12 protein-coding genes are annotated in these 14,829 nt (G+C 37.8%); 7 read left to right on the top strand and 5 right to left on the bottom strand.

Features of this window, described 5'->3' with window-relative positions:
* Positions 1–848: 848 nt before the first annotated feature.
* Positions 849–1,856, bottom strand: a complete 1,008-nt coding sequence (locus tag HMPREF3129_RS18035) for an alpha-xenorhabdolysin family binary toxin subunit B (RefSeq protein ID WP_036918625.1) — start codon at positions 1,854–1,856, stop codon at positions 849–851.
* Between the two features lie 14 nt (positions 1,857–1,870).
* Positions 1,871–3,082 carry an alpha-xenorhabdolysin family binary toxin subunit A gene (locus tag HMPREF3129_RS18030; RefSeq protein WP_004243675.1) on the bottom strand — a complete coding sequence of 404 codons (1,212 nt, stop codon included), beginning with the start codon at positions 3,080–3,082 and terminating at the stop codon, positions 1,871–1,873.
* 211 nt (positions 3,083–3,293) lie between these two features.
* Here HMPREF3129_RS18030 and HMPREF3129_RS18025 point away from each other — a divergent pair, with 211 nt between their 5' ends.
* The 6 genes from HMPREF3129_RS18025 (at position 3,294) to menE (ending at position 10,651) form a co-directional block, all read left to right on the top strand.
* Positions 3,294–4,622 carry an isochorismate synthase gene (locus HMPREF3129_RS18025; RefSeq protein ID WP_004243673.1) on the top strand — a complete coding sequence of 443 codons (1,329 nt, stop codon included), beginning with the start codon at positions 3,294–3,296 and terminating at the stop codon, positions 4,620–4,622.
* A gap of 339 nt (positions 4,623–4,961) precedes the next feature.
* Positions 4,962–6,647 (top strand): 2-succinyl-5-enolpyruvyl-6-hydroxy-3-cyclohexene-1-carboxylic-acid synthase, encoded by a 1,686-nt coding sequence (gene menD, locus HMPREF3129_RS18020; protein WP_036918623.1) that lies wholly within the window; start codon positions 4,962–4,964, stop codon positions 6,645–6,647.
* The gene (menH, locus tag HMPREF3129_RS18015) at positions 6,631–7,398 is read left to right on the top strand and encodes a 2-succinyl-6-hydroxy-2,4-cyclohexadiene-1-carboxylate synthase (RefSeq protein WP_004243671.1); all 768 of its coding nucleotides are present in this window, start codon (positions 6,631–6,633) and stop codon (positions 7,396–7,398) included. Before menD ends, menH begins: the two co-directional genes overlap by 17 nt.
* Before the next feature lie 12 nt (positions 7,399–7,410).
* A complete protein-coding gene (menB, locus tag HMPREF3129_RS18010; protein WP_004243669.1) occupies positions 7,411–8,268 on the top strand; it encodes a 1,4-dihydroxy-2-naphthoyl-CoA synthase in 858 nt (285 codons plus the stop codon).
* On the top strand, positions 8,268–9,239 hold the full coding sequence (gene menC / locus HMPREF3129_RS18005) for an o-succinylbenzoate synthase (protein ID WP_004243667.1): 972 nt from the start codon (positions 8,268–8,270) through the stop codon (positions 9,237–9,239). Before menB ends, menC begins: the two co-directional genes overlap by 1 nt.
* Entirely contained in the window at positions 9,227–10,651 is a 1,425-nt protein-coding gene (gene menE, locus HMPREF3129_RS18000) for an o-succinylbenzoate--CoA ligase (protein ID WP_036918620.1), read from the top strand. Before menC ends, menE begins: the two co-directional genes overlap by 13 nt.
* Positions 10,652–10,746: 95 nt before the next feature.
* Here the strand turns inward: menE and HMPREF3129_RS17995 are convergent, their stop codons facing one another.
* Complete coding sequence (locus HMPREF3129_RS17995) at positions 10,747–12,201, bottom strand: catalase (protein WP_036918617.1); 1,455 nt, start codon at positions 12,199–12,201, stop codon at positions 10,747–10,749.
* 282 nt (positions 12,202–12,483) lie between these two features.
* Here HMPREF3129_RS17995 and HMPREF3129_RS17990 point away from each other — a divergent pair, with 282 nt between their 5' ends.
* Entirely contained in the window at positions 12,484–13,026 is a 543-nt protein-coding gene (locus HMPREF3129_RS17990) for a YfaZ family outer membrane protein (RefSeq protein ID WP_004248380.1), read from the top strand.
* A 104-nt stretch (positions 13,027–13,130) separates the two neighbouring features.
* On the opposite strand, the gene tyrP is transcribed toward HMPREF3129_RS17990, so the two are convergent.
* Positions 13,131–14,342, bottom strand: a complete 1,212-nt coding sequence (gene tyrP, locus HMPREF3129_RS17985) for a tyrosine transporter TyrP (protein ID WP_036918615.1) — start codon at positions 14,340–14,342, stop codon at positions 13,131–13,133.
* Between the two features lie 190 nt (positions 14,343–14,532).
* Complete coding sequence (locus tag HMPREF3129_RS17980; RefSeq protein WP_004243656.1) at positions 14,533–14,766, bottom strand: YgdI/YgdR family lipoprotein; 234 nt, start codon at positions 14,764–14,766, stop codon at positions 14,533–14,535.
* Between the last annotated feature and the right edge of the window lie 63 nt (positions 14,767–14,829).

The raw sequence follows: 14,829 nt of genomic DNA, 5'->3' as shown, positions 1-14,829 counted from the left end.
TATTTTATCAGGCTCTTCAAACTACGGAAAAGTCCTCGCTTTTAGTTAGAAGTTTGATCTACTCAGGTTAGTACAAATAGTGAGCTAACCGATATATTAAAAGAATACCTTCCCCAGCAATTTTTGTTCGCAACAATCCCCCTTGATAAACTTGTTCCTGAAGATGACCTTATTCACTGTTGTTTCAATTGTGGAATGATCCCAACATTCAGATAATTGAATTTGTAGTACTTAGAGCTCAAGCGGAAAAATAATAGAACTAATTTATGAACAGAATTGATCTATACTACTCTAAACGTGGAGGGAAGAGGGATATCTGGTGCTTATTAAATCTAGTTTTTTTATCACATTAATATCACTATTTATAAGTATTGTTGTTTTTTACTTAGAAACAGTTCATGAGTTTTTCTTTAAACTTTATCCCTATTCTGTAAACTCTAAAATAGTTATTGAAATACAGAAAATATTATCATATTCATTTTTTTCTTATCTGATAGCTCTTGCTTTAATCACACTATTTTTCATTAAAAAAATTAATTTTGATAAAAAATTCCGTTTTATCATATATTTATTAATTCCCTATATAATCAATATGATTGTTTGGTATTTTAATGGATGTCAAGTTATTAATTATAAATATACTTCAGTAATGGTTACTGATTTTTTATTTATATCCTATGTTATACACTTCATTTTTATTATTCCTATCATTGCATATATACTGGATTACACTTTCCGTTTTAAAATAAAAAAGTGAATGCACCAGATTATATTGAACAGCTCTATATCTACTATACCAATCATACCCCCTGTTTTAAGGGGGTTATGATGTCTGGCTAGTGAAAATATTATTGATAATGGTGTGAAAAGTGATTAAGGAATACAAGATGAGGTGAGAGCACGTTTTTTGCCTCGGAAAGATTGCGTTTTAATTGTATCAGTTGCTCTATTAATGTATGCCAATACTGCTCTAATAGCGATAATTGTTGATTTAACATATCAATATATTGATTGATTTCTGTGACTGCATAATAACGACTTAGGGTAAATAAGAGAGCTTGTTTTTTCTGTTCTAGTTTGGTTAGATTTTTTATCTGTATCAGATAGTTATCAATAAGAGTATGACGTGTCTCTACCAGTTTTTGGTAAGAAAACCCTTTCTCCAGATGGGTAAAAAATTGCTTTAGCAGATCGACAAAAACAGAGAGAATATCTTTTTCTGAAGAAGCCAACTGCAGTTTAGAAATTGTCTGTTTACTTGGCAGGTGAGAGGTAAAAAAATCGAGGATATTTTTATTATAAATAATATCTTCACTTTTAGTAATTATATCGAGTTGTTCTTTAATTTCATTAATCGATAACTTTTGCTTGGCAATTTTCTCATTGATTTCAATAGATATTTCTTCTTTTTTTCTAATTAATTTATCTATTTCACTAATAATAGTGGTGGTTGTTAAGAGCTGTTTTTTATCATTAATAAAACTGATGTGCTTTTCTATAATTTCTATAGATTCAGTTAATTCATCTTTAAATAACTGTTCAATAAATTTTTTCTCTTGGAGCAGTTTTTCTGATAATTGCTGTGTCAACTCTCTATCAGCTATTGCATGATTAATTTCATTAATATTTTTAAATATCCCGGTTAACAATTTCTGGTTTAGCCGGCTTTTTAGCAGAATAGAGAAAATAATTATTTCATCGTAAACTTTATTATTGTTTATTGATATGGTAATAAGATTATGATTTAAGATATTATCATGTTCAAATAGTTCAGAAGTTATTTTTCTAATTGATTTAATAGTATGGAAAAATTGATTGCAATCAAATTCCTGTAATTGTGAAGTTACGCTATTCATAACATTTCCTTTTGTTATTTAGATGAATAAAAAGAGGATAAAGCTTCATCAAATACCGCCATCATTTCCTTTGAGTAACCGACCACCATATACCAAGGTGCAATGATTTTTTCTAAATAAATACTAAATCTAATTAACTCCATTGCATTATCAATTTTTTTAAAATTAATTAATGAAGCATTAATTTCAGTTAAAATTGTTTGCCACATATAAAGAAGATGCTCCACAGACATATCAGCATCTTCAATATATTGTTCTATTTCGTCTAAATCGACTTGAAAACGTTGTAAACACTCAGAAATAGTTGATTGTTGTTTTATTCCTTTATTGATATTATGTAGTTTCTCTATTGTTTCATTTCTTTTTTTACGAATTTTTTCAGCTTTTGAACCAAAGATCCCTCCAGTAATGATCACACCAATAATACCGAATGCTAACCCCGTAAAGGCGAGTTTCACGAAGTGTTGATACTCTTTTTTTAATATTTCAATTTCATTTTCTAATAAAATCCGCTGTTCATTTAGTGAGTCATCACTATTATCAAAAAAATCATTAATATATTTCTTTTTATTAATGATATCATAATAAATTGAATGACATATATTACCTTTACTATTTTCACCTCCCACAATTTCTATTCTAAAATCATAAATCATGTTTTTTATTTTTAAGGTATTATTATATTGCTCATTAATATCATTTTTCATGCTTTCTAAAATGGCAACAAGTTGCTTAGACACTTTTTTATCTTGTGTTGAATATTTTATTGAACTGAGTTCTTCTGGTGTGATATCTTCAATTTTCCTATTTATTTTTTTTATAATTGGCATTTTATTAATAAATGCCAATAGTTGCTCACCTGTGCTCGTGATTTCTCTACCGGTGATCTCTAAATCAATAGCTTGCTGTTTTACTGAGTATTCAATTTTTTGCCATTCAAAGGCATGTGTTCTCATATTTAAGAAGAGGGTTTGAATAGTTTCAGCTGATATTTGGGAAATGTTAATATCTTCGTAGCCTAATAATTCAATAATAGTGTCTTTTTGATAAGGTAATTTTAATACTTTATCAATATAAGATTTGATTTTATTAAGATCATAAGGTGTAAAAATACCCGCACTACGTCCATGATCGATATTTTTACCTAGAATTAAGCTAAGAGTGACTTCGGGAAGTTGGTATTGTTCAATCACTTTATCTATATGATCAAGGGTGGTTGTATCCATATAACCTCTCTTATGTATAATTATTTGTTATGATTAAGGCATAATTTAGAAGTGATCTGTTTTCCATTTGCGATTATCTGGTCAATGCTTCTCCTTTGTAACATGAAAACAACAAAAGTTTGATAAATGACAAAGGTTATAATTAATCAGCACTTTGATAATTCTTATAGAGACGTATAATCTTTCTTTTCATTAGTAGTAGGTATTTAGAGTGGAAAAGGTTAATCCTGTGTTTTCGACACTGTACGAAAAAGTTAAAAATATAAATCTGACAGCACAAGATGATCTTTTACATTTGAAAGTTATCTTGCCATCAGAGGTGTCATTTTCCTTACTTTCATGGCTAGCAGCACAAACGTATTACCCGCAATTTTATTGGCAACATCGTGATGAAAGCGAAGAAGTAGCCGCTTGTGGACAAGTTAAGTGCTTTAATCATATCCGTGATGCTCATCGATTTTTAGCAACACATCGGCATTCATTGCATGCTGATGATGTGCGTATTTGGGGATTAAACGCGTGGGATACCATTATTCCAGGGCGTATTGATAAAGAAAAGGGGGATGATGCTTACCTTTTTTTACCTCGCATCGAGATAAGACGTCAGCAACAACTGTCGATCCATATTAATTTATTGGCAGAAGAAGATAAGCAAAGTGCGCTTGCTTTTATTCGCTCACTTAAAAATGCACTGAATATTGCACCTTTATCTGTCAAAGTAACATCTGTAGAGCACTCGTTAACGCAACAGCAATGGACTGACTATCTTAATATTGCTTTAGAGGAAATCAATCAAGGCGTATTTGAAAAAGTAGTACCTGCACGGGCAACCTGCTTAAGCTTAGATAATCCGTTAAAAGCTATTCAATTTATGAAAGCAAGTCGAGATGTTAATCATCATTGTTATCATTATATGCTGGCTTTTTCACCTACTGATGCTTTTATGGGCTCATCACCAGAAAGATTGTATAAACGCGATGAATTTGTGCTTTATACCGAAGCGTTAGCGGGCACTGTGGCAAGTTCTGATAATGAACAACAAGCCAGAGCATTTGCTGATTGGCTAATGAACGATAAAAAAAATCAACATGAAAATCTGGTGGTAGTTGATGATATTTGTCAGCGATTACAAGGTGGGATAGAAGGGATTGATGTGTCGTCAGCAGATGTGATCCGCTTACGTAAAGTGCAACATCTGCGTCGCTATATCCACGGTAAACTTATCCATGCTGATGATGTGGATTGTTTACAGCGTTTACAACCTACCGCGGCTGTTTGTGGCTTACCGCGCTCTATTGCGCGCACTTTTATTCGTCAACATGAACCTTTTGAACGCCGTTGGTATGCTGGCTCTGCGGGCTATTTGTCTTTGCCTCATGCCGAATTTGCGGTTAGCCTGCGTTGCGGTGAATTGCATGATGATGCATTAACGCTTTATGCGGGCGCAGGGGTGGTTGCGGGATCTGATCCTTTGCAAGAGTGGGCTGAAATTGAAAATAAAGCAGCAGGTTTACGCACTTTATTAGAAAAAGAGTGTTGAATTCTTTGCAGTTTATCCAATGGCTCTCATAATATAAACTGGGTGTTGATAAGTAGTACTGATTAGGATGCCATTTAGTGCTACTTTCAACTCGTCACTGCATCTTGTTAATAAATTAATGTTATTCTTGTGCTAGCTAGTGTTATTGCTATCTTTTTGTTAACGATAAAAATTAAGCCTAAAAAGATAAGTACTTTAGCTTAAATAATACACTCTTATCAGAGTTCTTTTTCACGATTTATTTAACGAAAACTTCTGTTCATTGAACTAGGCTAAGGAAAAGTATTTAGGAACAGATATTATAATAGTCATTGCAGGTTTTCGTTATTGGGATGATCAATGTCTAATAGTTCGTTTAATCGCCAATGGGCTAAAGTTATACTGGAAACTTTGACTCGTCATGGTTTACGTCATATCTGTATCGCACCCGGATCACGTTCAACGCCTTTAACGCTTGCGGCAGCCGCCAATCATAAACTTATTTGTCATACGCATTTCGATGAGCGTGGTTTAGGTCACTTAGCATTAGGTTTGGCGAAAGCCACTCAACAGCCTGTTGCTGTGATTGTCACCTCAGGTACTGCAGTGGCAAACTTATACCCGGCTTTAATTGAAGCGGGACTTACTGGTGAACGGGTGATTTTTCTCACGGCAGATAGACCGCCTGAACTGATTAATTGTGGCGCCAATCAGGCTATACGCCAACAAGGTATTTTTGCCAGCCATCCCTCAGAAACACTCTCTTTACCACGCCCTACAGCAGATATTCCTGCTCGTTGGCTGGTTTCTACATTAGATAATGCCATGAATAATCTTGTGCATGGTGCTTTGCATGTAAACTGCCCTTTTGCAGAGCCATTATATGGTGATGATATAGAGCATGACACACCATGGACACAAGCATTAGGAAAGTGGTGGCAAAGTGATAAACCTTGGTTACAAGAAACGCTTTCTCCCTCTGTGACTACACACCCTCAATGGGATCGACTACGTCAGAAAAAAGGGGTCGTTATTGCTGGACGTATCAGTGCGAAAGAGGGGATTGCCGTTGCCAAATGGGCCTCACAATTGGGATGGCCTCTGTTAGGTGATGTGTTATCACAAACTGGACAACCACTACCTTGTGCTGACTTATGGCTAAATAATCCACAAGTGAAGGCTGAATTAAACCAAGCAGAAATAGTGATCCAATTTGGCTCCAGTTTAACAGGCAAACGCTTATTACAATGGCAAGCGAATTGCTCATCGCAAATGTATTGGGTGATTGATGCTATTCCGGGACGTTTAGATCCGGGGCATCATCAAGGGGAGAAATTTACCTTATCCCCGAGTCAATGGTTAACGGCACATCCTGCTATTGATAATTTACCTTGGGCGTTGTCATTAAGTCATATTGCTACACAAACTTATCAACATGTTACTGAAGTAACAGACTATTTTGGTGAAGCACAAGTTGCTCATCAGTTAGATCATCTACTTCCTCACAATGGGCAGCTTTTTGTTGGCAATAGTTTAATTGTGCGCTTAATTGATGCTTTTGCACAATTGCCACAGGGCTATCCTGTTATGAGTAATCGTGGTGCTAGTGGCATTGATGGATTACTTTCAACCTCAGCAGGTGTTCATCGAGCCACTCAAAAACCGACGTTAACTATCTTGGGTGATTTATCGGCATTATATGATTTAAATAGTTTGGCACTACATCAACAAGTCTATGCCCCAAATGTGGTGATTATCGTCAATAACAATGGTGGGCAGATATTCTCTATGTTACCGACGCCTATGGCAGAGCGGGAGCGTTTTTACTGTATGCCCCATGCTTTAAATTTTAAACATGCTGCTGCCATGTTTGGTTTAGATTATGTTGCACCAAACTGTTGGGATGATCTGTTTACTACAGTGACTGCATGTTGGCAGGGGGAAGCCAAAACAACATTAATTGAATTGATTGTCAATGAAACTGAGGGTGCTGAAACCTTAAATCAGTTGGTAAAACAGGTAACCGCTTATGACTTTAGCTTGTAGGCAATATAACACGCATAACGAAGGGCCATGGTTAGTTTGGTTGCATGGACTATTAGGAGACAGTCATGAGTGGGAGACCGTCATTAAGGCTTGCCATGAATATCCCTCACTCGTGATTGATTTGCCCCGTCATGGTAACTCTGCCTCTATTGGGGTAAATAATTTTGTCGAGATGAGTGCATTACTCCATGACACTTTAAAAGAATACGATATTAATCATTATTGGCTGATTGGTTACTCTTTAGGTGGCAGAATTGCGATGTATCACGCATGTTTTGGTGAAACATCGGGATTAATGGGATTGATTGTTGAAGGGGGAAACCCAGGTTTATATGATGCAATAGAAAGACAAAACCGTATTGCACATGATAAACGTTGGGCCGCGCGTTTTCGCAATGAACCTATTAATGATGTATTAACGCAATGGTATCAACAGCCTGTATTTGCTGATTTAAGCGATGAAATGCGTCAGTTATTAGTTGAAAAACGCAGTAGTAATGCAGGTTTTTGTATTGCGGAAAGTTTAGAAACACTCTCTTTAGGCCATCAGCCTTGGTTAGTTGCAGAATTACAACAACTCACCTTACCCTTTATTTGGTTGTGTGGTGAGCAAGATAAAAAATTTCAATCAATAGCGCAGCAATATTCGCTGCCATTAACGACTATCCCGCAAGCTGGTCATAATGCCCATCAGGCACAGCCTGATGCTTATGCTGCGGTGATAAACCATGTATTATCCCTCTTTGGTTAAAGGAACCTAATTATGCTTTACCCGAGCGAAGAAAAGCTATATGCACCGATTGAATGGCAGGATTGTTCTGAAGGTTTTGAAGATATCCTCTACCACAAATCTGTCGATGGCATTGCCAAAATTACGATTAACCGCCCGCAAGTGCGTAATGCTTTCCGTCCTTTGACTGTGAAAGAGATGATCCAAGCATTAGCCGATGCACGTTACGATGACTCAATTGGTACTATTATTCTTACTGGTGCAGGCGAAAAAGCGTTTTGTGCCGGTGGTGACCAAAAGATCCGTGGTGACTACGGTGGATACCGTGATGAAAGTGGCACTCACCACTTGAACGTATTAGATTTCCAACGCCAAATTCGTACTTGTCCTAAACCTGTTGTTGCTATGGTGGCTGGCTACTCCATTGGTGGTGGTCATGTCTTACATATGATGTGTGATTTAACCATTGCTGCAGACAATGCCATTTTTGGTCAAACTGGTCCTAAAGTAGGCTCATTTGATGGTGGATGGGGTGCTTCTTATATGGCACGTATTGTCGGGCAGAAGAAAGCTCGCGAAATCTGGTTCTTATGCCGCCAATATAATGCGCAAGAAGCATTAGATATGGGATTGGTAAATACCGTTGTTCCTTATGCTTCTCTTGAAAAAGAAACGGTACGTTGGTGTCGTGAAATGCTAGAAAATAGCCCAATGGCACTACGTTGCTTGAAAGCAGCATTAAATGCTGACTGTGATGGTCAAGCGGGTCTGCAAGAATTGGCTGGTAATGCAACCATGCTGTTTTATATGACAGATGAAGGTCAAGAAGGACGTAATGCTTTTAATGAAAAACGTCATCCTGATTTCACTAAATTTAAACGTAACCCATAATGCGAAACGCCAAACTCTATTCATTCAGCCTGCCAATGGAGGCAGGTGTTGTTCTGCGCTACCAAAGATTAAAAACGCGTGATGGTTTTCTTGTCTGTTTAGAGCAAAATGGCAAACAAGGTTGGGGTGAAATTTCACCTCTTCCTGAGTTTAGCCATGAAACGTTAGAACAAGCACAAGATGCCGCACAATCTTGGCTAGCAGCTTGGTGTCTAGGTGAAAATCCTACTGACAGTGAATTGCCAAGTGTCGCTTTTGGTATTAGTTGCGCATTAGCAGAGCTTGAAGGCACTTTACCAGAAGAAGCCAATTATCGTGCCGCACCTTTATGCAACGGTGATCCTGATGACTTAATTTTAAGTCTTAATGAAATGAGCGGGGAGAAAGTTGCTAAAGTTAAGGTCGGTCTGTATGAAGCTGTACGAGATGGTATTGTCGTCAACTTATTACTAGAGGCGATCCCCGACTTAAAACTAAGACTTGATGCCAATCGCAGTTGGACGCCAGCTAAAGCAGAAGGTTTTGCCAAGTACGTGAACCCACAATGGCGCGACCGTATTGCATTTTTAGAAGAGCCATGCAAAACCCCAGAAGAGTCACTCGCCTTTTCACAAGCAACAGGTATCAATATTGCTTGGGATGAGACTGTGCGTGATGAAGGTTTTGAAGTGAAAGCTCAAGAGGGTGTTACGGCGATTGTTATCAAGCCTACGCTAGTAGGAAGTCTTGCTCGTTGCCAATCTATCGTTGAACAAGCGCATGCTTTAGGTCTAGAGGCGATTATTAGCTCGAGTATTGAAAGTAGCTTTGGATTGACACAACTGGCAAGAGTGGCTCAGTGGTTAACGCCAGATTCTATTCCCGGTTTAGATACCGTTGATCTTATCAAACAACAACTTATTCGTTGTTGGCCAGATGTAGATATTCCGCTTATCACGCTTGAACAGCTTAAGACAGTATGGCAACAGTAGTTAATTTTACACAATGGCCGTGGCATCACTGGGCGCAGCTTAACCCAAATGAAACGGCCATCATATCCGGTGATTCACCTATAACATGGCAACAATTAAGTTGTCATATTAATCAATTGGCGAACCATTTAGCGAAACAGGGTGTTAATACTAAAAGTACCGTGTTGCTACGTGGTAAAAATCATATCCATGTTGTTTTTACGCTACTTGCTGTTTTTCAATGCGGTGCAAAAGTATTACCGTTAGATCCTCAGCTCCCTAAGTCTCTACTTGATGATTTATTACCCCATTTAAACATCGATTTTTATGCTGATTTAAGTGGATCAACACTTGAGTTAGATGCGAGGTTACTCGATCTTTCTGGTGTCGAATTCAATAATAAATCACATCAAGATAAAAATAACATGGCAGGTGTCGCATGGGCATCTTCTCGTATGGCAACACTGATCTTAACCTCTGGATCATCAGGTCTACCTAAAGCCGCTGTGCATACTTTTCAAGCTCATCTTTGTAGTGCAGAAGGTGTTCTTGAATTGATACCCTTTGAAAAAAGCGACAGTTGGTTATTGTCTTTACCTCTCTTTCATGTATCTGGGCAAGGAATTCTTTGGCGTTGGTTATTACGAGGCGCTACCTTGGTAGTGCGTAATATGCACCCCTTTATTGCTGCTTTGCAAGGCTGTACTCATGCTTCTTTAGTGCCAACGCAACTTTGGCGTTTATTACAAAATACACAACAGGATAGTTCGCAGCCCATCACATTAAAAGCGGTTTTATTAGGGGGAGCGATGATCCCAACTGAATTAACCCAATGTGCGGAAAGTAAAGGTATTCAGTGTTGGTGTGGTTATGGCATGACTGAAATGGCCTCTACTGTTTGTGCAAAACGCGCAGATGGTAAAGCGGGAGTTGGTACGCCATTAAAGGGTAAAGCGGTCAGATTAGTGGATAATGAAATCCAGATCAAATCTGATAGTGTTGCATTAGGATATTGGTTTGATGGTCAATTAAAGCCGTTATCACACACTCAGGATGATTGGTATGCAACACGGGATAGAGGTTGTTTTAAAGAGGGGGAATGGTGCATTTTAGGGCGATTAGATAATCTGTTTTTTAGTGCGGGTGAAGGTATACAGCCAGAAGATATTGAAAAGGTGCTAAATAGTCACCCGAATGTTCGCCAAACATTTATTGTCCCGATTGACGATATTGAATTTGGTCAACGTCCCGTTGCTGTTGTTGATACTGATATTGAGACAATTAATCAATTACCACAATGGTATCATACGCGTTTAGCAGGCTTTCAACGTCCCATCGCTTGTTTACTATTACCAGAACAGCTAAAGAGTGGGGGGATCAAAATCTCTCGTAAACAAGTGCAACAGTGGGTGAAAGGGCAACAAGTAAATTGATATTGCGATTTTATCGAACGACTTTAAGAAAGGCGCCCAAACTACAGGCGCCTTATTATTTTGCCGAGTTGCTCACAGGGCTTCTTGTTATCAGGTTATTTAGCGTCTTTCCCTTCTAACACTTTAATCGCTTTTTCAACACCAGCGCCATATTCAGGATGAACTTTGGTAAATAAGTCGATTTGACGTTGTTGTGTTTCTTTACTTGCTTGTGATAATTCGCCCGCAATACGCGCAAACATACGTTGATGCTCGTCATCGCTTAATAGCTCATACAGTGCACGAGGTTGGCTGAAATAATCTTCATCTTCACGATGGTTCCAGTGATCGGCTGCACCTTCAATAGAAAGTGGTGGCTCTTTAAAGTCAGGTTGCTCTTGGAACACACCGCCACTATTTGGCTCATAAGTAATACCATTACCACTATTACCATCAACACGCATAGCACCATCACGATGATAATTATGGAATGGGCATTTTGGTGCATTAACAGGGATTTGATGATGATTAACGCCTAAACGGTAACGATGCGCATCACCATAAGAGAATAGACGACCTTGTAACATCTTATCTGGTGAGAAACTAATACCTGGAACAATATTCGCAGGGCTAAATGCAGCTTGTTCAACATCAGAGAAGTAGTTATCTGGATTACGGTTTAACTCAAAGTAACCGACATCCATGAGCGGATAATCAGCATGTGGCCAAACTTTGGTTAAATCAAATGGGTTATAAGGCACAGTTGATGCCTCTTTTTCTGGCATGATCTGAATTTGTAACTTCCAACGTGGATAATCACCACGTTCAATGGCTTCAAAAAGATCACGCTGAGAGCTTTCTCTATCTTTACCTACTAGAGCTTCCGCTTCATCATCCATTAAGTTTTTGATGCCTTGTTGGCAACGGAAATGGAATTTAACCCAGAAACGTTCATTATTTTTATTGATAAAGCTATAAGTATGGCTACCAAAACCATGAACAAAGCGATAACTTAAAGGTAAACCACGATCGCTCATATCGATAGTTAATTGGTGTAGAGATTCTGGTAAATGAGAAAAGAAATCCCATTTATAAGCCATATTACGCATATTAGTGCGAGGGTCACGTTTTACGATATGGTTAAGATCAGGGAATTTAAGTGGATCACGTAGATAGAATACAGGAGTATTATTACCCACCATATCCCAGTTACCTTCTTCTGTATAAAATTTTAAGGCAAATCCACGAATATCGCGCTCAGCATCAGCTGCACCACGTTCACCCGCCACTGTTGAAAAACGAGCAAACATTTCTGTTTTTTTACCCACTTCAGAGAAAATTTTAGCTCGAGTATATTTTGTAATATCGTGAGTGACCGTAAATGTACCAAAGGCACCAGAGCCTTTTGCGTGCATACGTCTTTCAGGAATAACTTCACGATCAAAATGGGCGAGTTTTTCTAAAAACCAGACATCTTGTAGTAACATTGGGCCACGAGGTCCTGCTGTTATTACATTATTATTATCTACAACTGGTGCACCAGCCGCCGTTGTGAGCTTTTTCTTTTCCATCACATCTTCTCCAATTTGTGGAATAGTGAACATTAAAAAATAGCATGGGTGAATAAAACGAAGCGAACAGCCTTATATTTATTATGGTTAATTTTTACTGTAATTCCACTTTAGCAAGATTAAAATTATTAATAAAACCCATTGGACCGATAGTATTGATAGATGTAACTTATTTACATAGATTGAAAAATCTAAACATTGACTTTCAATTCTCAGTAAAATTGTTTAATAAATTTGCTGTATAATTATAAGTTGGGAAAATTATTTGCTGGGGTAATCATAATGAAAAAGTTTTTATTATTAGGAGCAATGAGCGCATTACTTATTTCTGCTAATGCCAATGCCATATCGATGAATGTGCAAGCGGGTAAACATTATACTGATGTACAAGCAGGTTTAGGAGATGCCGATTCTGGACTTTCTTTTAACGGTAACTGGGCACGTAGTGATCACGATGGTCAATTAGGTAGTTTAGGTGCAAAATTTGCGTTACCTCTTGGCCCATTCTCAGCAAGCGTTGGTGGTAAAGCACTTTACCTCTCTCCCAAAAATGGTGATGACGGCGCGGCATTAGCTGGTGGTGTTGGACTTAATTGGCGTGTTTTACCTTCACTGAGTGTTTATGGTGAAGCTTACGCTTCGCCGGAAGGATTAACATCAGGAAGTAAATCCTATTATGAAGCTGATGTTGGTGCTAAATACACGGTATTTAAACCACTTCATGTTAATGCGGGTTATCGGGTGATTGAAATTGAAAACGCGCATAATCACAGTAACAATAAACTTGCTGATGGTTTCTATGTAGGAGCTGGTTTAAGTTTCTAATATCAATAACGGAAACATTAGGTTTTTCCCGTTTAGTTATTTATTTTTAGCAGGTGTTACAATTAACACCTGCTTTTTATTTGATTTTTATCAGCTAATGGTGATTAACCCACTTGTGGCAATATATTAAAGGTAATCGCAATTTGAATACCAATCACTACTAACCCGCAGATAAATACGATGGCTAAGGCTGGCTTACCGCCTTTAACTTTATAATGCTCTGTAGTCTGCTTTTGCTGTCTTACTTTCCATACCAGAAGTGCTGGTAATAATAGTGCGAGAATAGATAAAGCAATTGCGGCATAGGCTAAGGCTTGCACAAAGTTAGGGAAAAATAACGCACAGAATAGCGGGGGAACAAAGGTTAATAAACCAGACTGAAAACGACCAGATGCGCGATTACTGCGTTTAAATAAATCAGCTAGATAATCAAATAACCCTAATGCTACGCCTAAAAAAGAGGTGGCGAGTGCAAGGGCTGCGAAAAGGTTGACAGCAATATTGACTCGCGGTGTAGCAACCACATCACGGATGGCGGTGAGTAGGCCATTTAAGCCAGATTCTTGGGCTAAAATCCCCATAAAGGTGGTGGTGGGAATAGCTCCTAATGTTGCTAATTGCCATAAAATATAAGCAATAAGAGGGATTGCGCTACCTACGATAAATATGAGGCGTAGTTTTTTGATATTGCCATCCATGTAACTGACAATACTGGGTACACTACCGTGGAAACCAAAAGAGGTAAAAATAACCGGGATCGCAGAAAAAACGAGTCCCTGAGCGATAGGCATAGAGGTTAAGTTGACTTTTTCCACATGGGGTAACATGACTACCAGCATAAAAATTAAGAAAATAACTTTTGCTGTAAAGAGTAAGCGGTTAATCATATCCACAGAAGTGGTACCAATACCGACTACCGCACCACCAATAACTGTAAAGATAATGATACCTTGTGTGATGGTTATCTTATGACCAATCCAAGAAGATAAAGTCGAAGCTAATAGTTCACCCGCACCACTGATATAAGCCGTTGTTAAAGCATACATAAGAAGTAGCAAAGCTAAACCTGTAACGACTTGTCCTCCAATACCCAGATAACGTTTCGCAATAGAGCCAAGGCCTGTATGGGGATCGTTGTATTGATAGACTTCTACTAATAAAAGCGCGGTGTAACTCATTAATAGCCATAAGCCCACCAGCAATAATACCATGGTACTAAAGCCAATACCCACAGCAGCAAGTGGCATTGCCAACATTCCTGCACCAATTGTTGTTCCTGCAACAATAAATACACTGCCTATAGTGCGATTTTTCACAAAGTCCTCGTTTTTCCAAACTATTTTACCTAGTTAAAAGTAGGGTATAAGAATGGTAAATTTCTGTCAAATTTTAATTACGATAGGTGTAATGTTTTGTTTACAAAATAGAGGGGATATAAAAAAACGCCAACAAAATGTTGGCGCTATTTAACATGTCTTTGATTGTTGAATGACAAAAAAAGATTAATTAATCATCAAGCTCAACCATTCTTCTTATTTGATCACGATTAATTTGTTTGATTGCACCGGTTTCAGCATCTTTATAAATAATTAATCCGGTAGACTCATCTTCTTGAGGTTTATCTGTGGTCAAAATGGTTTGCCCATCGACGGTTTCAATTTTTTGTGGAGATGAACAACCTGCTAATAGCAGTAAAGAGAAAGAGGCGGCACAAATCGGTAAAATAGTTTTTAGTTTCATAGTAACGATCCTTTTTATAACTCTGTTATTTAACTTTAGTTAAAAATACACATTTGTGTTAGA

This window comes from Proteus sp. HMSC14B05 (assembly GCF_001808035.1).
Taxonomy (GTDB): Bacteria; Pseudomonadota; Gammaproteobacteria; order Enterobacterales; family Enterobacteriaceae; genus Proteus; species Proteus mirabilis.
Note: the sequence above shows the minus strand (reverse complement) of the source record. Positions and strands in the feature narration are given on the sequence as shown.